Below are 20788 nucleotides of genomic sequence, written 5' to 3'. Positions count from 1 at the left end.
TTGAACCCTTGTTGAACCCTTTGCCTGCCGCATCGCGTTGTCGGCGCACGAGCTTTCGACGAAGTCCAAATATTTTTCGGCGGCCCTTGTTAAGCGGAGGGTGCCTCCGTATCTTCGCGCAGGTGCCAGTCCGGACCCTGTCCGCGCTGGCGCGATATCGACGGCGGCCACGGCGGTGGCGCGCCGAACGATGAGCCATGTCCTTCTGATCGGAGCCTTGTATGAACCACTCCATCAGCCTCACCGTGAACGGTGCGCGGCGCGACTTCGTCCTCGACGATCCCCGCGTCACGCTGCTCGATCTGCTGCGTGAGCGCCTCCATCTCACCGGAACCAAGAAGGGATGCGACCGCGGACAATGCGGGGCCTGCACCATTCTCGTCGACGGCAAGCGCATCAATTCCTGTCTCGCGCTCGCCATCAGCCATGACGGCGCCGACATCCTCACCATCGAAGGCGTCGCGCGCGGCGACCGGCTTCATCCCGTCCAGGCCGCCTTCATCGCCCATGACGGATTCCAGTGTGGCTTCTGCACGCCCGGCCAGATCATGAGCGCCATCGGCATGATGCAGGAAGCGCAGGCCGGCAACGATCCCGAGCGTATCCGTGAATGCATGAGCGGTAATCTCTGTCGCTGCGGCGCCTATGCCGGCATCGTCGATGCCGTGCTCGAGGCTCAGGCCGGGACCGGGGAAACCAACCAGAGGCGCTCCGCATGAAACAGTTCGATTATGTCAGGCCTGCCACGGTCGCTGAAGCCGTTGCTGCCGCCGCGCAGCCGGGCGCGACCTATCTCGCGGCCGGCACCAATCTGCTCGATCTGATGAAGGGCAACATCAGCCGACCCGATCGGCTGGTGGACGTCACTCATCTTGACGGGCTCGATCGCATCGAGCGCCTCGCGGATGGGGCGTTGCGGATCGGTGCGCTCGTGAGCAATGCCGACCTTGCGCATGATGCAGAGTTCGCGAAATCCTATCCCGCGATTGCCGAAGCGTTGCTCTCCGGCGCGTCCGCGCAACTCCGAAATGCGGCGACCGTGGGCGGCAATCTGCTGCAGCGGACGCGCTGCGCGTATTTCTACGACACCGCCAGCCGCTGCAACAAACGCGAGTCCGGCAGCGGCTGCGATGCCCGCGAGGGCGAGAACCGGACGCATGCGGTGCTCGGCTGGAGCGAGAGCTGCATCGCGACCCATCCGTCCGACTTCTGCGTGCCGCTGGTCGCGCTCGACGCCATCGTCGAGATCGAAGGCAAGAACGGCCGTCGCGAGATCGCGCTCGACGAATTGCATCGCCTGCCCGGCAATATGCCGGAACGTGAATCCGCGCTCGAGCCTGGTGATCTCATCGTCGCAGTGCGTCTGCCGCCCGCGGCGCGAGGATTTGCTGCGCATGCGCGCTATCTCAAGGTGCGCGAGCGCACGTCCTACGCATTCGCCATCGTCTCGGCCGCGGCGGCGCTGCGGATCGAGAACGGCAAGATCGCGGAGGCGCGGCTTGCGCTTGGCGGTGTCGCCGCAAAGCCCTGGCGTGCCCGCGCCGCGGAGGATATTCTTAAGGGGTATTGCGCCCACGGCGGATGTTTTCCAGGAAGCCGCCTGGCGCGCGCTCAGCGACGCAAAACCGTCCGGCGACAACGCCTACAAGATCGAGCTGGCGCGCCGCATCGTCGTGCGTACGCTGACCCTTGCTGCGGCCGGTACGCCCGCGCGTATCCCCGCGCTGCCCGCTTCCCCCTTTGCTTCGACGTCTGGAGCCATTCATGCCTGAGCTCAATCTCACCAGCGCACCCGCGCATCTCCGCCACGGCTCCAGCATCGGCCAGCCGATGACCCGCCGTGACGGCGTGCTCAAGGTCAGGGGCCAGGCGACCTATGCCGCCGACAATCATCCGCCCGGCATGGTGTTTGCGGTGATGGCGGTGTCCAGCATCGCGCATGGACGCGTGACCTCGCTCGATGTCGCCGCCGCCAAGCGTCATCCCGGCGTCATCGACGTGATGACGCCCGACCACAAGCCGCAGCTCGCGATCGACCCTGAGATCAAGACCAACCCGTTCGTGTTCCGAATGGAGGTGTTGCAGAGCGACGAAGTGCGTTATGCCAACCAGCCCATCGCTGTCGTGATCGCGGAAACGCTCGAGGCGGCGACGGAAGGCGCGGTGCTGCTGGCGCCGCGCTATGAGGCGCTGCCCGCGCTGGTCGGGCTCGATGCGGGTGAGAGTTACGTGCCGCCCGTCGTCGGTGTCGGCAATCCCGCCGAAAATCAGCGCGGCGACGTCGAGGCCGGTCTAGCGGCTGCGGACAAGCAGATCGATGCGACCTATGAGACGCCGCCGCAATATCACAACGCGATGGAGCCGCATGCAATCGTCGCGCACCGGGACGGCGACAAACTGCAGATCGACATGCCGACACAGGGGCTCATGCTGTCGCTCGGACGTGTTGCCGAGCTGTTCGGCATTGCGCCCGACAAGATCCATATCCGCAGCCCGTTCCTCGGCGGCGGATTCGGTTCGAAGGGGCTGATGGCCGGTCCTCCCGTCCTCGGCATCATGGCGGCCAAGCTGGTCGGCAAGCCGGTCAAGCTCGTGCTGCGCCGTGAGCAGATGTACGGCCCGGTCGGCCACCGCGCGCCGACGCGCCAGCGCCTGCGCATCGGTGCCGACGCCGAAGGCCGCCTGACCGCGCTCGATCACCACGCGCGGACCGTGTCGAGCACGTTCGACGATTTCTACGAGCCGGCGGCCGATGCCTCGCACACGCTCTATGCGGCGCCCGCGATCCGCACCTCGCACGACGCCGTGCGCGTCAACACCGGCACGCCCCTGTTCATGCGCGCGCCGGGCGAGGCGACGGGATCGATTGCGCTGGAAAGCGCGGTCGACGAGATGGCCTGGGCCTGCGGCATGGATCCGCTCGCCTTCCGCTTGAAGAACTACGCCGAGGTCGAGCCGATCACCGGAAAACCATTTTCGTCGAAAGCGCTGCGTGCCTGTTACGATCAGGGCGCCGCGCGTTTCGGCTGGGCGAAGCGCTCGCTTCAGCCGCGACAAATGCGCGACGATGCCGGACTGCTGGTCGGCTGGGGGATGGGCACCGCGACGTTCCCCGCGCTGATGTTCCAGGCCGAAGCGCGCGCCGTGATCCGCCGTGACGGTACTGGCGCAATGGAGATCGGCGCGCACGACATGGGGCAGGGCGCCTGGACGGCGCTTGCGCAGATCGCAGCCGACGCCGTCGGCCTCGATATCGACCGCGTCAGGTTCAAGGCGGGCACGTCCGATCTTCCTGATGCGGGCATCGCCGGCGGCTCCGCGCACACCGCGACCGCGGGAGCTGCGATCCACAGCGCCGGCGCGGCCGTGATCGCCAAGCTTGCCGATCTCGCCACCAATGACGAGCGATCGCCGCTGTTCGGCGCCGGCAATGCCGGTGTGATCGCGCGCGACGGCCGGTTGATCCGGCGCGACGACGAGAGCCGCAGCGAGAGCTATACCGAGATTCTCGCGCGTGCCGGCGTCGCCGAAGTCGAGGCGCGCGGCACCGGTGCGCCGAATCCGGCGGCGATGGAAGAGTATGCGATGCACGCCCATGGCGCGGTGTTCGCCGAAGTGAAGGTCGATCCCGAGCTCGGCCAGATCCGCGTCACCCGCATGGTCGGCGCCTTTGCCGCGGGCCGCATCGTCAACCCGCATCTGGTGAAGAGCCAGCTGTTCGGCGGCATGATCTGGGGCATGTCCTTCGCGCTGCACGAGGAGGCCGTCATCGACCGCCGCAGCGGACGGATCATGAATGCCAATCTCGGCGAATACCACATCCCTGTGAATGCCGACGTGCCGCCGCTCGACGTCATCACGGTCGAGGAGCACGACCCCCATGTGAACGCGCTCGGCGTCAAGGGCGTCGGCGAGATCGGCATCACCGGTAGCGCCGGTGCGGTTGCTAATGCCGTCTGGCATGCGACCGGCGTGCGGGTGCGCCGCTTCCCGATCCGGATCGAGGAGCTGCTGACGGGCCTCTGACGGCAGCGGGCGGGCCGCGATCATCTCGCGGCGTCCGCCTCAGAACGTCGGTGGAGTGCAGGCCGAGATCACTTCGCACGGCTTGCCGCCGACACAGCGGAAGCGATGCGGGCGGCGGCTCTCGAAATAGTAGGCGTCACCCGGATTGAGGATGCGGCGTTCGTCCTCGACGGTGACCTCGAGCTTGCCCGAGATCACGATGCCGCCTTCCTCGCCGTCATGGACGAGGTGCACGCGTCCGGTGTCGCTGCCGGGTTCATAGCGCTCTTTCAACATCTGCAGGCTGCGGCCGAACAGATTGTCGCCGATCTGCCGATACGAGATCGGCTTCTTGCCGACCTCTGTGAGCTCCTCCGCCCGGTAGAAGATCTTGCGCCTCGACTCCGGCTCCAGCGCGAAGAACTCGGCGAGCCCCATCGGGATGCCGTCGAGGATGCGCTTGAGCGCGCCGACCGACGGGTTCATCTGGTTGGATTCGATCAGCGAGATGGTCGAATTGGTGACGCCGGCGCGTTTTGCCAGCTCGCGCTGCGACAGCTTGTGGCGCGCCCGGATGAATCGCAGCCGTCCACCGATGTCGACGCTCATGGCTCTGGCCTCTGTTGCAGGTGTTGCGGATCGCGCAAATATGGACCGGCAGGCCCCGTAAAATCAATGGCTTGCAGACCGCCAGAAAAGGACTTGTTGCCCTATCGAAGCCGTGGCTCTGCTAGGCAGTCAGCACAGGAGCGTGGCCCGTGACCCTTCATCAGATTCCGAACACTATCAAGACCGACTCGTTCTGGATGCCGTTCACGGCCAACCGCCAGTTCAAGAAGGCGCCGCGCCTGTTCTCGTCGGCCGAGGGCATGCACTACACCACGGTCGACGGCCGCAAGGTGATCGACGGCTCCGCCGGCCTCTGGTGCGTCAATGCCGGCCACGGCCGCAAGCAGATCGCGGCCGCCGTCGAGCGGCAGCTGATGACGCTGGACTTCGCGCCGACGTTCCAGATGGGTCATCCGCTGGCTTTCGACTTCGCCGAGCGCCTTGCCGAGATTGCGCCGAAGGGCCTCGACCGCGTCTTCTTCACCAACTCCGGCTCGGAGTCGGTCGATACCGCGCTGAAGATCGCGCTCGCCTATCACCGTGCCACAGGCCAGTCGAGCCGCACCCGCCTGATCGGCCGCGAGCGCGGCTATCATGGCGTCGGCTTCGGCGGCACCTCCGTCGGCGGCATGGTCGCCAACCGTCGCGCCTTCGCGACCCTGCTGCCCGGCGTCGATCACCTCCGCCACACCCATGATCTCTCGCGTAACGCTTTCGCCAAGGACCAGCCGGATCACGGTGCCGAGCTCGCTGACGATCTCGAGCGTCTGGTCGCCCTGCACGGTGCCGAGACGATCGCCGCCGTCATTGTCGAGCCGGTGCCGGGTTCGACTGCGGTGCTGCCGCCGCCGAAGGGCTATCTGCAGCGCCTGCGCGCGATCTGCGACAAGCACGGCATCCTCCTGATCTTCGACGAAGTCATCACGGGCTTCGGTCGCCTGGGCACGCCGTTCGCCGCCGACTTCTTCGGTGTCACGCCGGACCTGATGACGACCGCCAAGGGCATCACGAACGGCACCATCCCCTGCGGCGCGGTGTTCGCGAGCCGCAAGGTGCACGACGGCATGATGGTCGGCCCCGAGAACCAGATGGAGCTGTTCCACGGCTACACCTATTCTGCGCACCCGACCGCCTGCGCCGCCGGCATCGCCACCCTCGACATCTACAAGGATGAAGGCCTGCTCACGCGCGGTGCGACCATGGCCGAATACTGGCGCGATGCGCTGCATCAGCTGAAGGGCCTGCCCAACGTCGTCGATATCAGAAATTGCGGCCTGATGGGCGCGGTCGAGCTGGCGCCGCGTGACGGCGTCGTCGGTGCGCGCGGCTATGACGTCATGGTCGATTGCTTCAATACCGGCCTTTACCTGCGCATGAGCGGCGACAGTTTCGCGATGTCGCCTCCGCTCATCGTCGAGAAGAGCCACATCGACCAGATCGTCTCGATTCTTGGCGACGCCATCAAGAAGGTGGCCTGACAATTGCTCTCGCCGCTGCAGGGTTCTATCTTGCAGCGGCGAGCGTGATGCCGCGGGAGTTTGACCAAGCGTGAAAGTTCTGATCCTCGGCAGCGGTGTCATCGGTGTCACCTCTGCCTATTACCTCGCCCGTGCCGGTCATGAGGTGACGGTCGCCGACCGTCAGCCCGAACCCGCGCTGGAGACCTCGTTTGCCAATGCCGGCGAAGTGTCGCCCGGCTACTCCTCGCCATGGGCTGGTCCCGGCGTGCCGGTGAAAGCGGTCAAGTGGCTCCTGATGAAGCATGGTCCGCTGGTGATCCGGCCGAAGCTCGATCCCGTGATGTGGGTCTGGCTGCTCAAGATGCTGCGCAACTGCACCAGTGCGCGCTATGCCGTCAACAAGAGCCGGATGATCCCGATCGCGGAATACAGCCGCGATTGCCTGCGCGATTTGCGCCGCGACATCGGCATTCAATATGACGAGCGTTCGCAGGGCACGCTGCAGCTGTTCCGCTACCAGGCCCAGCTCGACGGCACCGGCGAAGATATCGCCGTGCTCAAGCAATACGGCGTGCCCTTCGAAGTGCTGAGCCGCGAGGGCTGCATCGCGGTCGAGCCGGCATTGGCGAGCGTGAAGGAAAAGGTCGCCGGCGGGCTTCGTCTGCCGCAGGACGAAACCGGCGATTGCCATATGTTCACGCAGGCACTGGCCAAGCATGCCGAGGCGCTCGGCGTGCGCTTCCTGTTCAACACGGGCATCGACCGCATTGTCACGGACGGCACCGGGGTCAGCGGCGTGGCGACCAGCGCCGGCCTGCTGCAGGCAGATAGCTATGTTCTCGCGCTCGGCAGCTATTCGTCACGCATGGCTGCGCCGCTCGGCATCTCCCTGCCGGTCTTTCCGGTGAAAGGCTATTCGATCACCGTGCCGATCAAGGACGCCTCCGGTGCACCGGAATCGACCGTGATGGACGAAAGCTACAAGGTCGCGATCACCCGTCTGGGCAATCGCATCCGCGTCGGCGGCACCGCCGAAATTTCCGGTTTTTCGACCCGGCTTTATGATGCGCGCCGCGCCACGCTCGATCATTCCCTGACCGACCTGTTCCCGCGCGGCGGCGATCTCTCCAAGGCCACGTTCTGGAGTGGCCTGCGTCCGATGACGCCGGACGGTCCGCCCGTGATTGGCCCAACGCAATACGCCAACCTTTACCTCAACACCGGTCACGGCACGCTCGGCTGGACCATGTCCTGCGGTTCGGGGCGGGTGCTCGCCGACATGCTGTCGGGCAAGAAGCCGGAGGTGGACGTCAGTGCGCTGACGGTGGATCGGTACAAGCACCGGTTTGGGTAGGACTCGATCCGCTCGTCATTGCGAGCGCAGCGAAGCAATCCAGTATCCCTCCGCGGAGACAATCCGGATTGCTTCGTCGCATCAGCGCAAAATTGCTTCGCAATTTCGTCGCGAGCTCCTCGTAATGACGGCGCGGAGGCAGCGCGCTCCTGCGCGGAAGGAGAGAGGCTTACGGCCCCGTCACACAATTCACCCACAGCACCACGGCCTTCGCGTCCTGCGCCGGATTGGAAAACCGGTGCGGCCTTCGGCTGACGAAGCGAAAGCTGTCGCCGCTCTTCAGCGACCAGGTCTCGCTATCCACGGTCAACATCATCTCTCCTTCGAGCACGAGGCCGGCTTCCTCGCCGTCATGGGTGTAGAGCTCATCGCCCGTGGAGCCGCCGGGCTCCAGATGCACCAGGAACAGATTGAGCTTGTTGTCGGCACTGGCCGGGCTGAGCAATTGCTTGGATACACCGGTGCGCCAGAGTTTCAGTTCCGGCCGCTGCAATCCGCGGGTCACCACCTGATCGGACGCGCCATCGGCGCTCGGGCTCGCGCCGAACAGCGCTGCAATGCCGACGCCGAGCACATCGGCGAGCGTCGCCAGCACGCGCAACGATGGCGACGACAGCCCGCGCTCGATCTGGCTGAGGAAGCCGATCGACAGACCCGTGCGCGCTGCCACCGTTTCGAGCGAGAATCGCCTGACTCGGCGAAGATCGCGGATGCGGCGGCCGACCGCGACGTCCATGGCGGGCTCCGCCGGCCTCGCGGACGCCTTCCTGCGGTTGCTGGCCTTCCTGGCCGGCCTCGCGGAGGCTGGTTTGCGCATTCTCTTGCCACCGCTCACGTCAAACCGCATCTTTCATGTGCATGAAAATGGCTTGCATCGTCTGCGAAACTGTGACCAAATTTTCATATCGGTGAAAATAGGCCGAAACGGCTTGGCCCGCAACTTCTGATCACGACATGCGCGAGCGCCGTCATCGGCAAGCCCAAAGGGGGACGCGATGAAGCTTTTTGGTCTGGCCGCGGTTGCGGCGCTCGCGATTGCGGCGGTGACACCCGCTTCGGCGCAGCAGGTGCTGAAGGTCGGTTCGACGCCGACGGGCATTCCCTTCACCTTCCTCGATACCAAGACCAACTCCATTCAGGGGATCATGGTCGATATCGTCACCGAGATCGGCAAGGACGCCGGCTTCAACGTGCAGATCGAGCCGATGCAGTTCTCGGCGCTGATCCCGTCGCTGACCTCGAGCAAGATCGACATCATCGCCGCCGCGATGTTCATCACGGCGCCGCGCAAGGAGGTCGTCGACTTCTCAGACCCGATCTACACCTATGGCGAAGGCCTGGTGGTGCCGAAGAGCGACACCAAGGCCTATGCCACGCAGGAGGATCTCAAGGGCGAGACGGTGGGTGCCCAGGTCGGCACCGCCTTCGTCGATGCGCTGAAGAAGTCCGGCTTGTTCGCCGAGGTGAAGGCCTACGACACCATTCCCGACATCCTGCGCGATGTGAACACCGGCCGCCTCAAGGCCGGCTATGCCGACTATCCGATCCTTGCCTACAATCTGAAGCAGGGCGGCTTCCCCGAGGTGCGCCTCGTCGACGGCTACAAGCCCGTCACGGTCGGCTCCGTCGGCATCGGCGTCCGCAAGGGCGAGAGCGCGCTGCTCGCCAAGATCAACGCCTCGCTCGCCAAGCTGAAAGCCAATGGCACCATCGACAAGATCCTCGATAAATGGGGCCTGAAGGCTCAGGGTTGATCGAGGCCGATCGCGCATCGAAGGCTGCCCATGAAAGGTTTCTGGCACGACGCCGCCGAGTTCTTTCCGATCCTGATGAACGGCGTCGCGCTGACCATCATCGTGACGATCGGCTCGCTGCTGCTATCGACGGCGCTCGGCCTGATCTGGGCCATGATGCGGGTCTCCGGCATCAAGGCGCTGGCGATGCTCAGCGCCAGCATGATCAACGTGATCCGCGGCATTCCGATCATCGTACTGCTGTTCTACCTCTACTTCGTGATGCCAGATCTCGGCGTCACGTTATCGGCCTTGCAGGCCGCAATTCTCGGCCTTGGCATCGCCTATTCGGCCTACCAGGCCGAGAACTTCCGCGCCGGCATCGAGGCGATCGACAAGGGCCAGATCGAGGCCGCGCAGTCGATCGGCATGGGCTGGTGGCTCACCATGCGCCGCGTGGTGCTGCCGCAGGCGGTGCGCATCGTGCTGCCTCCTTACGGCAACGTCATGATCATGATGCTGAAGGATTCGTCGCAGGCCTCGACCATCACGGTCGCCGAGCTCGCCCTGCAAGGCAAGCTGATCGCGTCGTCGACCTTCAAGAACACCAACGTGTTCACGCTCGTAGCCTTGATGTATCTCACCATGAGCATCCCGCTGATCCTGCTGGTGCGTCATTTCGAGAAGCGAGCCGGCAAGAAATGATCGAGCTCAGCGACGTCCACAAGAGCTTTGGCCAGGTGGAGGTGCTCAAGGGCATCACAGCCTCCGTGCAGAAGGGTGAGGTGGTTTGCATCATCGGACCGTCAGGCTCGGGCAAGTCCACCATCCTGCGCTGCATCAACGGGCTCGAAAGCTACGACCGCGGTGAGATCAGCATCGAAGGTTTGAAAGTGGACCGCGATGCGCCGACGATTGTCGATATCCGCACGCAGGTCTCGATGGTGTTCCAGCGCTTCAATCTGTTCCCGCATCGTACCGCGCTCGAAAACGTCGTCGAGGGGCCGCTGTTCGTGAAGAAAGAGCCGCGGGCCCGGGCGTACGAGCGTGGTCGCGCGCTGCTTGCTCGCGTCGGGCTGGCCGAGAAGGCCGATGTGCACCCGCCGCAGCTGTCCGGGGGCCAGCAGCAGCGCGTCGCGATTGCGCGGGCGCTAGCCATGCAGCCGAAGGCAATCCTGTTCGACGAGCCGACCTCGGCGCTTGATCCCGAGCTTGTCGGCGACGTCCTTGGCGTCATGCGCAAGCTCGCCGACGAGGGCATGACCATGGTCGTCGTCACCCACGAGATGGGCTTTGCCCGCGACGTTGCCGATCGCGTGTTGTTCATCGACGGTGGCGTCATCGTCGAGCAGGGGCCGGCCAAGGCGTTGCTCAATCAACCCCAGCATCCGCGTACGCAGGACTTTTTGCGCCGCGTGCTGCATCCGCTTTGACCGGTTCTCGCCATGACGCGTCTGCCTCTGCCACCCTCACTCTATGCCGATACCGCCGTCGCGCCGGTGGCCACGCCGCCGCTCGACATGGACAAACGCGTTTCCGTCGCGATCGTCGGCGGCGGCTACACTGGTCTCTCCACGGGGTTGCATCTGGCGGAGCAGGGCGTCGAGGCGCTGGTGCTGGAGGCGCAGGAGCCGGGCTGGGGCGCGTCCGGTAACAATGGCGGGCACACCAACCCCGGCCTGAAGCATGACCCTGACAAGATCGAAGCGGATTTCGGCACCGAGCTCGGCCGCCGCATGATCGCGTTCTCCTACGGTGCCACCAATTTCACGCATGATCTGATCCGCCGTTACCAGATCCCCTGCGAGGCGCGGCAGAACGGCACGTTGCGCGCGGCCTACAACGAGGCCAGCGCCGCTGCGATCGAGAAGACGGCGCAGCAATGCATCCGCCGCGGCATGCCGGTGACGTATCTGAACCGCGAGCAGTCGCGCGAGATCACCGGTACGGATCGCTACATCGGCGCCATGCTCGATACACGCGGGGGCGACCTGCATCCGCTCAGCTACGCCCGCGGCCTTGCGCGCGCCGCGCTCTCCGCCGGCGCGAAGGTACATGGTGGGACGCCGGCGCTATCGCTGCGCCGCGACGGCAGCCGTTGGCGTATCGCGACGCCGCGCGCGGTGGTGCATGCCGAGAAGGTGCTGCTCGCGACCAATGGCTTCACCGACGATCTCTGGCCCGCGCTCCGCCGCACCATCGTGCCGGTGTTTTCCTCGATCGCCGCCACTGCGCCGCTGACGGAAGAGGTCGCGCGCGCGATCATGCCGACGCGGCCCGTGCTCTATGAGAGCGGCCACATCACGGTCTATTACCGCCTCGATCAGCAGAACCGGTTGTTGATGGGCGGCCGCGGCCCGATGCGCTGGATCACGGCGCCCGATGATGTCGCCTATCTCATACGTTACGCCGAGCGGCTCTGGCCGCAGCTCAAGGGCGTCGCCTGGACTCATGGCTGGAACAGCCGGCTTGCGATCACCGCGGATCATTATCCGCATGTGCACGAGCCCGCGGAAAACATCCTGATCTCGCTCGGCTGCAACGGCCGCGGCGTTGCGCTCTCGACCGCCATGGGCGCGCAGCTCGCGCGCCGTCTGATCGGCGGTCCCAAGGCCGAGATCGACATGCCCATCACCGGCATCAAGCCGATCCCGATGCACGCATTCTGGCCGGTCGGCGTGACCACCGCCGTGATCGCAGGCCGGGTACGCGACCGGCTCGGCATTTGAAAAGGCGCCGCTCCACCAGGGAGCGGCGCCTTGGATGATTCACCGGACGAATGTCAGCAGCGGCCCTGCTTCCACAGTCCGGGCGGGCAGCCGTGGCCGCGCCAGCCGACCTTGCGGCCATCCCACCATCCGGGCGGCGTGCCGTGGTGATGATGGCCCATCCCGTGGTCATGACCGTGTCCGTGGCCATGACCGCCCCTGGCGAATGCCGCGCCGGGCATCGTGAAGCCGGCCGCAATGATCAATGCTGCGGCGAGCGCGAGCTTCTTCATCCTGATTATCTCCCCCTAGGCACGCATCTGTCCGTTCGATGGACATCGATCGTGATCTCGCGTGCAAACATGGAAGAGTCGTGACGCTCAGGCCTCCGCCACGGCGTCGGCCCAGGGCTGGAAGATCTCGACCCCGCCGGAATTGACGTCGCCATCGCGCATCACCACGCTCGGGCAGGCGAATTTCTGCGGCAAGGCCTGCACCTGGCTCTCTTCATAATCGAAGCGAGCGGCCAGGGTTTTACGTATCTCCGCTGGCAGTCTGCTATCGCCGATCACGACCGCGCCCTCGCTGGCGTCGATGCGCGGCTGGTGGATGGCGGCATCGAGATCCATGCCGAAATCCATCGCAAACGATACGAGCTGCATCACGGAGGGCAGGATGCGGCGTCCGCCGGAGGCGCCGACCGCGAGCCGCTTGCCATCCCTCGTCTCGGCGATGACGGGCGTGTAGTTGCAGAGGCAGCGCTTGCCTGGCGCGAGCGAATTGGTGGTGCCGGGCGTCGGATCGAACCACATGATGCCGTTGTTCATGGCAATGCCGCTGTGCGGCGTCACATATTTCGAGCCGAACGACGACAGCAGCGTCTGCGTCACCGCCGCGATGTTGCCGTGACGGTCGACGACCGAGAAGTGCGTGGTGCAGGCGGGGGCGAGATATTCGGCGCCGAGCGAACGCTTGCCGTCGGCATCGCCCATGTCCTTGAGCCGCTCGCGGAAGGCCGCCTGCAGGGCGAGGGCATATTCGACATAGGCGGCTGCATCGGGTTCGCTCGCCGGCTCCAGGCTCTGCTGCAGCAGGCGCAGTGCATGCGCCATGGTCGGTCCGGCCGTAAGTTCCGGCGTCGCGTAGACCCTTCCGCCGCGATAGGGGATCGCCAGCGGCTCGCGCAGATGCGCGCGAAACGCGGCGAGATCCTCGACCGACAGCGAGCCGCCGTCGGACCTGATGTCGGATGCGATGCTTTTGGCGAGATCGCCCTCATAGAAATCACGCGGACCGGCTTCGGCAAGGTGCGACAGCGTCGCCTTGAGCCTGTCCTGTGGCAGCCGCACCTCGGACTTGATCCCCCATGGCGGGCTCGGCGGCAGGCCGTCCTTCAAAAATGCAGCCGCGCTGGCGGGATAGCGCCGGAGATCGGCCGCCGAGGCCGTGATCGTCAGCGCGGTCCACCAATCGACCAACAGGCCTTCGCCGGCGAGGCCGACCGATGGTGCGAGCAGATCCTTCCACGACATTCTGGCGTAGCGGCGATGGGCCTCCTCCATCCCGGCGACAACGCCCGGCACGGCAATCGCGCCGGGCCCGTGAATGTTGCGGTCGTCCGTCACCCGCGACCAGGGAAACAGGTCCGAAGCTGCGCCTTCGCCGCTGAGCGGATAGTCCGATACGCGCAGGCTCTGCGGCGCGCACATGCCGTAGTCGATCACCTCATGACGATTTTCCTTGGCGCGGTAGAGCACCATCGCGCCACCGCCGCCGATGCCGCTGTTCCAGGGCTCGAGCACGTTCAGCGCAAAAGTGGTCGCGACGATCGCATCGACGCAATCGCCGCCCGCAGCGAGCACCTGCGCGCCCACCTCGGCCGCCCGCCGCGATTGCGAGGCGACAATGCCGCCCTTGGAGGCGACGGCGGGTTTGCGGACGGTTTGGTTCAAGCTGAACTGATGAGGCATGATGTCGCTTGTGCTTGCTTTGGCTTCGGGCGCGCGAAGAATGGCATATTGCCATCAAGGAGAACATCCAAAGCGAGACGCGACATGGCAGGTGTGAAACAGGCGCGCGATGGCACCGTCGGGATCTTGACGCTCGACGAGCCGCCAAGCCTGAACGCGACGACGTCAGACCTGCTCGTCGCGCTCCCCGTCGTCGAGATGACTGAAGATGGAGAAGAGGAAGCGGGCCCGTTCAGAGCCCGCGTTTCAGCCGGCTGGCCTGATATTTGGCGCGCCATTTCGGGCCCGGGCCGCGCATATAGTGCAGCTCGGGACGGTAGGGATTGCCCGCGATTCGCACCAGCTTCTGCAATTTGCCGGCGACGAAGGTGATGGGCTGGCGGAGCAGGGTCAGTGAAGCGAACAGCATGGCATCACCTCAATGCGGCTTGCCGAGCATCGCCGTGAAGGGAAGATCGAAGATCTCCTCGCCGTCGTCGTCGCTGATATGGATCACCCAGTCACGCCAGTCTTCGGCGCCGGGCGTCTCGATCATCGAGCGCATGATCTGGGCTGCGCGGTCGCGCGCCTCGGCGAGGTTGGCAACTGCCGCGCCGTAGTGATCGATCAGCGTGCCTTCGGTATTGGAGCAGTGAAAATACATCTGAACCATACACGCCTCCTCCGGAAAGCGATTTGGATGGCATATCGATACCACCCGCATAACGCGAAAAATATTCGGGCCCGATCCCGGTAAGGGAATCTACGGAGATTGGTCGGCACCACGAGCCCAGCGGGTTTGATCACAGGCGAGTGAAGTTCAACTGGACGGCGCCGGTGCAGCATGGAACAACCCTCGGCCGAAGGTCGGGGAGGCCGCTGTGAATCAGCTCACATTCCAGGATGGACGCCGAAGCTTGTGCGTGGGTGTCGCTGCCGTCGTGGCGATCCTTCTCGGTTTTGCCTCGCCGGCCGCATCCGAACCGGTCAGGAAAAGCGGTTATGCGGTGGGGAGAGAGACCTGCGGCAGCGGCGATCTCGCCTTTCCCAGGGTACAGATCGACATGAAGGCGGGCTTTTGCGCTGGCCTCGTTGCCAGCGAGGAGGAGCATCTCAAGTTTCCGCGGTCGATCATCCAGGTGCCCGGCCGTGATCTGTTCGTGGTCGCCGACATGGGTGGCTGGGGCCGCAACGATGGACGGCTGTTGCTGCTCGATCCCCATGCCGCGGGCGGCCAGCGGCTCAAGGAGCTCCTGACCGGGGTGGAATATCCATTCGGCCTCGTGATCGGGCCGGACAAGAAGCTCTATGCCTCGACTGACGAGACGATCTTTCGTTTCGACCCGCTGGCGGACAATCCGCGCAGCACGGTCGAGACCATCATCCGCCACATGCCCGGTCGCCGCATCACGCTCCCCGACGGCACCAGGATCGAGGAAAGCGCGCATCCGCTCAAGCAATTCGTGTTCGATCGCAACGGACGGCTGTTCGTCAATGTCGGCGCCCACAGCGACGATTGCATCACGCCGGCGCCGATCACGAAACCCTGTGCGCCGGCGGAAGGCCCTTCCGCCATGGCGGCCATCTGGCTGTTCACGCCGCCGTCGGGCGGCGTCTTTGCGGCCCTGAAGGCGAACGATCCCGATCCGCCCCATACGATTTACGCGCGAGGCCTGCGCAATTCCATGGCGCTGGCGCTGCACCCCAGCTTTCCCGATGCCGGCTACGCCTTCCTGCAGGGCGAGAACGGCCGGGACCTGCCCGATATCTTCAAGCCGAACGAGGAGATCAACGCCATCGAGCCGGGCAAACATTATGGCTGGCCTTATTGCTACGACTTGTCGACGCCGAGCCCTGAGTTCAAACCGGTGCTGCTATCCGGCGTCTACAAATCGCTTTGCATCGGAAATGCGCTCTACAAGGCGCCGTTCTCGCTCCTGCCGCCGCACGGCGCGCCGCTTGCGATGCTGTATTATCACGGCACGAAATTTCCGGAGCTGGAGGGCAAGTTGCTGATCACCCTGCACGGTTACCGCCCGACCGGCAGCCGTGTGCTGATCTACGACGTCGACGATCACGGGTTTCCGAAGCTGGCTCCGGCGCCGGTGCGCTATCACGTCAGTTGTGCGGCCGACCCGACCCACAGCTTTCAGACCGACGCCGGTGATGTCGCCGCCGCACCGTTCGATGAGCTGATCGCCGGCTGGCACCGCGTCAACGGTGCGCGGCCGCAGGGCGCGCCGGTCGGCATGACGGTCGCGGAGGATGGCGCGATCTGGCTGGTCGAGGACAAGAACCAGACCATCATCCGCATCGATCGTGCCGCGGGCGATCCCCCGCCGCCGCTGCCCTGCGACACCCGCAGCCAGACGCTGATCGACCAGCTCGCTGGCTTCGTCGCCAAGGACGCACAGAACAGGATCCGGCTCACCACGCTGCGCAAGAACCTCGTCGAGAAGCACTGCGTCGGCTGCCATTCCGATTTCGGCCTGAAGGCAGGACAGTCGGACGCCGACAAGGACGCGACCGTGCTCCGGTTCATGCTGTCGCAGGACGGATGGATCTATCCGGGCGATCCCACCTCCGGCAAGCTGCGCACACGGCTGCGCGGCATCGGTGCGGAAAAGCTGATGCCCCCGGGCGGCGAGGGCCTGGCGACGACTGAGCCCGGTTACGCGGCTTTGCTCACCACCGTTGATCTGCTCGTGGCCAAGATGCTTCCGGGCACGCCGATGCGCATCAAGCTCGGCCTGCCGCAGCGCAGGTTCTTTGGCAAGACCAACAAGGAATGCGGCGAAATACCGGCTGCCAGGGTCGTCGTCGTGACACAAAGGAACGCTGTAGACAAACCGGGCTTCAGCCGTTTCTTCCGGCCGGCCGACCCTTACCTGAACGGCGAGTGCAGCGACGACGATGGCTATTACATCCGGCAGGAATTTCTGGGGCCTGTGCAGTAGCGTTCTGCTCGTTGTCGTGACGCCGCTCTTCGCTGCCGAGACGAAGCTGTTCGAAAGCGTGCAGGTGACACCCGCCGACGAATATACACACGGTATCGAAGGGCCCGCCGTCGATCTCGACGGCAACCTCTTCGTCGTCAATTTCGGCAAGCCCGGCACCATCGGCAGATTGCCCGCGGGCGGCGCGGCGTCGGAAGCCTTCACGGCACTCCCCGAAGGCAGCATCGGCAATGCCATCCGCTTCGATCGCAACGGCACGATGTTCATCGCCGACTACAAGAAGCACAACATCTTTGCGATCCCCAAGGGCGCGACCGAGCCGGTTGTCTGGTTTCATTCCGACGAGATGAACCAGCCCAACGACATCACCATTGCCCGCGATGGCACGATCTATGCGAGCGATCCGAATTGGAAGGGCCGCGAAGGCCACATCTGGCGCCTCGCGAAGACTGCAGATGGCGCGGTGCAGGGACAAATCATGACGGCGCCGCGCGCGATGGGCACGACCAACGGCATCGATCTCAGCCCTGACGGCAAGACGCTCTATGTCGGCGAATCCAGCAATGGCCAGGTCTGGTCCTACACCATCCGCGGCAACGACCTCACCGACGCAAAGCTGGTCAAGGCGTTTCAGCCCGATACCATCGACGGCCTTCGCACCGACGTCGCCGGCCGCCTCTACGTCGCGCGCATTCTCAAGGGTACGATCGCGTTGATGAAGCCCAACGGGGCGGTCGAGCATGAGATCGCGCTGAACGGGAAGGAGCCGACCAACCTGGCCTTCGGCGGCAGTGATGGCAAGACCGTCTTCGTCACCCAGCGTCAGGGCGGCTTCATCGAATCCTTCCGCACGGACCAGCAAGGCCGCGAGCACTGTCTCCAGCGCGGCCGCTGTTAGGGACGTCACAGCGCTCTGCTCTCGACGCAGAGCCGCGGCCCTGAGGCGGCATTCTTCTCGCTTGCATCCGTGGGCGACAGGGACCAAGACATCCGTGGCATCGTCAAACGTGACTACGGGAGTGTTGAGTGAAAGCCGTCCATACCGAACTGCATCGTGGCCACGATCCGCAATTCTTTCTGGTTCGCGGTGTCGTCAAGCGCACCACCGAGCAGCCCGAGCGCGCCGATCGCCTGCTCAAGGGTTTGAAGGACAGCAAGCATCAACTGGTCGAGCCGACCACGTTCGGCCAGGGCCCGCGTGCCCGCATTCACAGCCCGGAATATTTGTCGTTCCTGAGTGAAGCCTGGGACGCCTGGACGGCGCTCGGCGATTCCGGTCCCGAGATGATCGGCAACGTCCATCCCGTGCGCCATGCCGCGACGTATCCGACGCACATCGTCGGCAAGCTCGGCTGGCACACTGCTGATACCGCGGCGCCGATCGGTCCCGGCACTTGGGCGGCGGCTTGCGCCGCGACCGACGTTGCGGTGACGGCGGCGCAGATGGTGATGGACGGTGAGGACGCGACCTATGCGCTCTGCCGTCCGCCCGGCCATCACGCCTATCGCGACATGGCCGGCGGCTTCTGCTTTCTCAACAACAGCGCGATCGCCGCGGCGCATCTGCGGCTCAAGCACGAGCGCATCGTGATCCTCGACGTTGACGTCCATCACGGCAACGGCACGCAGGGCATCTTCTACGCGCGGCCTGATGTCTATACGATCTCGATCCACGCCGATCCGATCGCCTATTATCCCTACGTATGGGGCTACGCGCATGAGCGCGGCGAGGGCCCTGGCCTCGGCGCCAATCTCAATATCCCTCTGGCGATCGGCACCGGCGATGACGGCTACCTCAAGGCGATGGACGTCGCGCGCAGGGCGATCGAGTCCTTTGCGCCCGGCGCGCTCGTGATCGCGCTCGGGCTCGATGCGTCCGAGCACGATCCGCTGAAAGGCCTCGCCGTCACCACGCCGGGCTTCCGCCGCATCGGCCAGGCCATCGCGAAGCTGGGCCTGCCGACCGTGTTCGTGCAGGAGGGCGGCTATCTCTCGGACATTTTGGGTGCAAACCTGAGTTCGGTGCTGGCGGGTTTCGAAGAGGCGCGGTGAAGTAGCCTCATTCTCCGTCATTGCGAGCGCAGCGAAGCAATCCAGAATCTTTCCGCGGACGAACTCTGGATTGTATCACTGCGCTCGCAATGGCGATGTGGATGCAGTGTGATCAAAATCTAAAACAACCCGCTCGCCCTCAGCGCCTTGCAGACGTGCTGCATCTCGGTCTCGTCAGCGATCATGTCGAGCATGACAGTGGTCAGGCCCTTCGCGGCAAACTCCTTCAGCTTCGCGCCGATCTCGGCATAGCTGCCGACGAGATAAGGGCAGTCGGCCTGGAAGGTGAGATAGGGCAGCAGCCAATAGCCATTGTCGGCAAGCTCGCCGCTCTGCCCCTCATAGAGCCGTCGCTTCCAGACGGAATCCGAGTTCTCCACCGTCAGCGCAAGAAGCTCGCGATCGTCAGGGTTGTCGCGGAAGCGGGCCTTGGCGGCCCGTCGTGCCTCCACGCCGCTCTCGCGCGCGAAGATGCCGAAATTCATTCCTGATGCCTTGAGGCCGCGGTCGAGATCGGGCGGCAGCATCTGCATCTTGATGCAACCTGTCTCCTCTGAGACGCGCTGCGCCGCGTCCGATTGCCCCGCGATCAGGAATTCCGGCATCAACTCCGCCGGCGGGCGCGGTCGCAATTGCAGATTCCTGGCGCGATAGAACCGGCCGTCGACATTGACCGGGCGTGGGCTCATGAGCAGTTGGCGCGCCAGCCCAATGAATTCGCCGAGCCTGACATAGCGGTCGGCATGCGATTGTTCGTCACCGAGCCCCTGCAGATCGCTGAGCGCGGTGCCGGTGATCATGTTGAGATAGATCTTGCGGCCGTAGAGCTGCGCAAAGGACGACACGAATTTCGCCGCCGTGAACGGGTGCATATAGACCGGATTGACGGCAATCAGCGGCGAAGATCGCGTCGTCGCCGCAATGACGTGCTGGGCCATGGCCCACGGCTCGACGAAGACGTCATTACCTTCGAACAGCAAAATGCCTTCGAAGCCATTGCGATCGGCGAACCCTGCCACGCGCATCAGCTCGCCGACATAGTCATTGGGATCGCGGTTGCGCGAAATCGCTGGAAAGACCCGCAGCCGCGCCGGCATCAGGCCGCGTCCTGGAGCGGCCAGGCGTTGCGGGTGATGCGAAGGCCACCCGCGGCGCGCGAGCCGTCGGCGATCGCGAGGCGATGCGAAGGCGACGGCGAGCACAGCGAGAAGCGCCAGCCCGTGGGATCGTCCGCGATATCGGGCTTGAAGCTGATCCCGATTGACTCCTGTGAGATCTGCATCGCGAACGAATCGAGCGGCAGATTGAGCCCGAAACCCCTGGCCTTCAGATAGGATTCCTTCAGCGTCCAATAGTCGAAGAAGCGTTCGGTTGCGGCGGGCTCGGGTAGGCCACGCAGTGCCTCGACCTCCTGCGTGGCGAAAAATCGCAGCGCTGTCGACAGCGGCGCGCCACGCCGCGCCACGGTCTCGACGTCGACACCGACGGTCTCATGCTTCGACACGACGCAGGCGACGCAACCGTCGGTATGGGACAGGCTGAAATGCAGTGCTGTCGCGGCCGCGGGTGCCGCGACAAAGGGCCGCCCGTAGCGGCCGGTCGAGAACGACCAGTCGCTGGGCGCAACCTCAGGTGCTGCGCGCGAGAGCGCGAGGCGCAACATCGCGTGCGCGAAGATATATTGCCGTTGATGCCGCTCGAACTTGAAGCGGCCGGCGCGTGCCCGCTCGTCGGCCGAGAGCAGCTGCCGAAACGCCTCGACAGCGTCCGCCGTGTCGATGCTCTCGATCAATCCGACAAACAGTTCAATTCCGTCGTCTGCCATCCAAACGGCCCCACAGCGCCGGGCGGAGTCCAGATCCGACCCTGACTGAATAATCAACCGGCCAGAACCGACCGAGCAGACCGCTTCTAGCGGTCCACCCGGGCAAATTCTTGTCGATGCTTGCCGGTCTGCAGGC

20 protein-coding genes and 1 pseudogene are annotated in these 20788 nt (G+C 64.8%); 13 read left to right on the top strand and 8 right to left on the bottom strand.

The genetic code is table 11. From position 1 onward, the window contains the following. Positions 1-221: 221 nt before the first annotated feature. The 3 genes and pseudogenes from ACVW16_RS12055 to ACVW16_RS12045 all read left to right on the top strand — a co-directional run bounded on the left by ACVW16_RS12055 (position 222) and on the right by ACVW16_RS12045 (position 4026). A complete protein-coding gene (locus ACVW16_RS12055) occupies positions 222-719 on the top strand; it encodes a (2Fe-2S)-binding protein (protein ID WP_456699436.1) in 498 nt (165 codons plus the stop codon). After that, positions 716-1772, top strand: a pseudogene (locus ACVW16_RS12050) (FAD binding domain-containing protein). The gene ACVW16_RS12055 and the pseudogene ACVW16_RS12050 overlap by 4 nt, the downstream one beginning before the upstream one ends. Then, a complete protein-coding gene (locus ACVW16_RS12045) occupies positions 1765-4026 on the top strand; it encodes a xanthine dehydrogenase family protein molybdopterin-binding subunit (RefSeq protein WP_456802357.1) in 2262 nt (753 codons plus the stop codon). The pseudogene ACVW16_RS12050 and the gene ACVW16_RS12045 overlap by 8 nt, the downstream one beginning before the upstream one ends. 39 nt (positions 4027-4065) lie before the next feature. On the opposite strand, the gene ACVW16_RS12040 is transcribed toward ACVW16_RS12045, so the two are convergent. After that, entirely contained in the window at positions 4066-4614 is a 549-nt protein-coding gene (locus ACVW16_RS12040) for a cupin domain-containing protein (protein WP_092233681.1), read from the bottom strand. Positions 4615-4763: 149 nt separating this feature from the next. Here ACVW16_RS12040 and ACVW16_RS12035 point away from each other — a divergent pair, with 149 nt between their 5' ends. Both ACVW16_RS12035 and ACVW16_RS12030 read left to right on the top strand, forming a co-directional pair. Beyond that, positions 4764-6092 carry an aminotransferase class III-fold pyridoxal phosphate-dependent enzyme gene (locus ACVW16_RS12035; RefSeq protein WP_456699433.1) on the top strand — a complete coding sequence of 443 codons (1329 nt, stop codon included), beginning with the start codon at positions 4764-4766 and terminating at the stop codon, positions 6090-6092. A gap of 70 nt (positions 6093-6162) precedes the next feature. Continuing rightward, a complete protein-coding gene (locus ACVW16_RS12030) occupies positions 6163-7428 on the top strand; it encodes a D-amino acid dehydrogenase (protein ID WP_456802356.1) in 1266 nt (421 codons plus the stop codon). 169 nt (positions 7429-7597) lie between these two features. On the opposite strand, the gene ACVW16_RS12025 is transcribed toward ACVW16_RS12030, so the two are convergent. Then, positions 7598-8245 carry a helix-turn-helix domain-containing protein gene (locus tag ACVW16_RS12025; protein ID WP_456737399.1) on the bottom strand — a complete coding sequence of 216 codons (648 nt, stop codon included), beginning with the start codon at positions 8243-8245 and terminating at the stop codon, positions 7598-7600. Here ACVW16_RS12025 and ACVW16_RS12020 point away from each other — a divergent pair. Genes ACVW16_RS12020 through ACVW16_RS12000 form a run of 5 tightly spaced genes read left to right on the top strand, consistent with a single transcriptional unit; the run spans position 8163 to position 11890 of the window. Then, positions 8163-8375, top strand: coding sequence for a hypothetical protein (locus tag ACVW16_RS12020; protein ID WP_456738338.1), 213 nt, complete (start codon positions 8163-8165; stop codon positions 8373-8375). The two genes, ACVW16_RS12025 and ACVW16_RS12020, sit on opposite strands and share 83 nt — an antisense overlap. Positions 8376-8423: 48 nt before the next feature. Continuing rightward, positions 8424-9182: an ABC transporter substrate-binding protein gene (locus ACVW16_RS12015; RefSeq protein ID WP_456699430.1), complete on the top strand. Its 759-nt coding sequence runs from the start codon at positions 8424-8426 to the stop codon at positions 9180-9182. Positions 9183-9212: 30 nt separating this feature from the next. Next, positions 9213-9866, top strand: coding sequence for an amino acid ABC transporter permease (locus ACVW16_RS12010; RefSeq protein WP_456699429.1), 654 nt, complete (start codon positions 9213-9215; stop codon positions 9864-9866). Then, positions 9863-10594, top strand: coding sequence for an amino acid ABC transporter ATP-binding protein (locus ACVW16_RS12005; protein WP_456737400.1), 732 nt, complete (start codon positions 9863-9865; stop codon positions 10592-10594). The genes ACVW16_RS12010 and ACVW16_RS12005 overlap by 4 nt, the downstream gene beginning before the upstream one ends. A 12-nt stretch (positions 10595-10606) precedes the next feature. After that, complete coding sequence (locus ACVW16_RS12000; protein WP_456737401.1) at positions 10607-11890, top strand: NAD(P)/FAD-dependent oxidoreductase; 1284 nt, start codon at positions 10607-10609, stop codon at positions 11888-11890. Positions 11891-11943: 53 nt separating this feature from the next. On the opposite strand, the gene ACVW16_RS11995 is transcribed toward ACVW16_RS12000, so the two are convergent. From ACVW16_RS11995 to ACVW16_RS11980, 4 genes are all read right to left on the bottom strand, one after another. Further along, positions 11944-12162 (bottom strand): hypothetical protein, encoded by a 219-nt coding sequence (locus ACVW16_RS11995; protein WP_456699426.1) that lies wholly within the window; start codon positions 12160-12162, stop codon positions 11944-11946. 87 nt (positions 12163-12249) lie between these two features. Continuing rightward, positions 12250-13839 (bottom strand): gamma-glutamyltransferase family protein, encoded by a 1590-nt coding sequence (locus ACVW16_RS11990; RefSeq protein WP_456737402.1) that lies wholly within the window; start codon positions 13837-13839, stop codon positions 12250-12252. Positions 13840-14071: 232 nt separating this feature from the next. Next, entirely contained in the window at positions 14072-14248 is a 177-nt protein-coding gene (locus tag ACVW16_RS11985) for a hypothetical protein (RefSeq protein WP_456699424.1), read from the bottom strand. Positions 14249-14257: 9 nt separating this feature from the next. Further along, the gene (locus tag ACVW16_RS11980) at positions 14258-14491 is read right to left on the bottom strand and encodes a DUF6894 family protein (RefSeq protein ID WP_456699423.1); all 234 of its coding nucleotides are present in this window, start codon (positions 14489-14491) and stop codon (positions 14258-14260) included. A 208-nt stretch (positions 14492-14699) separates the two neighbouring features. Between ACVW16_RS11980 and ACVW16_RS11975 the strand changes: the two genes are divergently transcribed. The 3 genes from ACVW16_RS11975 (at position 14700) to ACVW16_RS11965 (ending at position 18827) form a co-directional block, all read left to right on the top strand. After that, the gene (locus ACVW16_RS11975) at positions 14700-16775 is read left to right on the top strand and encodes a PQQ-dependent sugar dehydrogenase (RefSeq protein WP_456738815.1); all 2076 of its coding nucleotides are present in this window, start codon (positions 14700-14702) and stop codon (positions 16773-16775) included. Next, the gene (locus tag ACVW16_RS11970; protein WP_456737404.1) at positions 16732-17673 is read left to right on the top strand and encodes an SMP-30/gluconolactonase/LRE family protein; all 942 of its coding nucleotides are present in this window, start codon (positions 16732-16734) and stop codon (positions 17671-17673) included. The genes ACVW16_RS11975 and ACVW16_RS11970 overlap by 44 nt, the downstream gene beginning before the upstream one ends. A gap of 128 nt (positions 17674-17801) precedes the next feature. Then, positions 17802-18827 (top strand): histone deacetylase family protein, encoded by a 1026-nt coding sequence (locus tag ACVW16_RS11965; protein ID WP_456737405.1) that lies wholly within the window; start codon positions 17802-17804, stop codon positions 18825-18827. 119 nt (positions 18828-18946) lie between these two features. Here the strand turns inward: ACVW16_RS11965 and ACVW16_RS11960 are convergent, their stop codons facing one another. After that, a complete protein-coding gene (locus ACVW16_RS11960; RefSeq protein ID WP_456738290.1) occupies positions 18947-19927 on the bottom strand; it encodes an LLM class flavin-dependent oxidoreductase in 981 nt (326 codons plus the stop codon). Then, positions 19924-20652: a 4'-phosphopantetheinyl transferase family protein gene (locus ACVW16_RS11955; protein WP_456737406.1), complete on the bottom strand. Its 729-nt coding sequence runs from the start codon at positions 20650-20652 to the stop codon at positions 19924-19926. The genes ACVW16_RS11960 and ACVW16_RS11955 overlap by 4 nt, the downstream gene beginning before the upstream one ends. Positions 20653-20788 lie beyond the last annotated feature (136 nt).

It is taken from the genome of Bradyrhizobium sp. USDA 4474 (assembly GCF_054057515.1).
The sequence above is the reverse complement of the archived record's forward strand: the minus strand, read 5'-3'. Positions and strand labels throughout refer to the sequence as shown.

Coding starts and splice junctions, on each gene's coding strand:
- ACVW16_RS11980 (WP_456699423.1), bottom strand. CDS start 14,491: ATGGTTCAGATGTATTTTCACTGCTCCAATACCGAAGGCACGCTGATC.
- ACVW16_RS11970 (WP_456737404.1), top strand. CDS start 16,732: ATGGCTATTACATCCGGCAGGAATTTCTGGGGCCTGTGCAGTAGCGTT.
- ACVW16_RS12025 (WP_456737399.1), bottom strand. CDS start 8,245: ATGCGCAAACCAGCCTCCGCGAGGCCGGCCAGGAAGGCCAGCAACCGC.
- ACVW16_RS12045 (WP_456802357.1), top strand. CDS start 1,765: ATGCCTGAGCTCAATCTCACCAGCGCACCCGCGCATCTCCGCCACGGC.
- ACVW16_RS12040 (WP_092233681.1), bottom strand. CDS start 4,614: ATGAGCGTCGACATCGGTGGACGGCTGCGATTCATCCGGGCGCGCCAC.
- ACVW16_RS11985 (WP_456699424.1), bottom strand. CDS start 14,248: ATGCTGTTCGCTTCACTGACCCTGCTCCGCCAGCCCATCACCTTCGTC.
- ACVW16_RS12015 (WP_456699430.1), top strand. CDS start 8,424: ATGAAGCTTTTTGGTCTGGCCGCGGTTGCGGCGCTCGCGATTGCGGCG.
- ACVW16_RS12020 (WP_456738338.1), top strand. CDS start 8,163: ATGGCGGGCTCCGCCGGCCTCGCGGACGCCTTCCTGCGGTTGCTGGCC.
- ACVW16_RS12055 (WP_456699436.1), top strand. CDS start 222: ATGAACCACTCCATCAGCCTCACCGTGAACGGTGCGCGGCGCGACTTC.
- ACVW16_RS12000 (WP_456737401.1), top strand. CDS start 10,607: ATGACGCGTCTGCCTCTGCCACCCTCACTCTATGCCGATACCGCCGTC.
- ACVW16_RS11990 (WP_456737402.1), bottom strand. CDS start 13,839: ATGCCTCATCAGTTCAGCTTGAACCAAACCGTCCGCAAACCCGCCGTC.
- ACVW16_RS12005 (WP_456737400.1), top strand. CDS start 9,863: ATGATCGAGCTCAGCGACGTCCACAAGAGCTTTGGCCAGGTGGAGGTG.
- ACVW16_RS12010 (WP_456699429.1), top strand. CDS start 9,213: ATGAAAGGTTTCTGGCACGACGCCGCCGAGTTCTTTCCGATCCTGATG.
- ACVW16_RS11995 (WP_456699426.1), bottom strand. CDS start 12,162: ATGAAGAAGCTCGCGCTCGCCGCAGCATTGATCATTGCGGCCGGCTTC.
- ACVW16_RS11955 (WP_456737406.1), bottom strand. CDS start 20,652: ATGGCAGACGACGGAATTGAACTGTTTGTCGGATTGATCGAGAGCATC.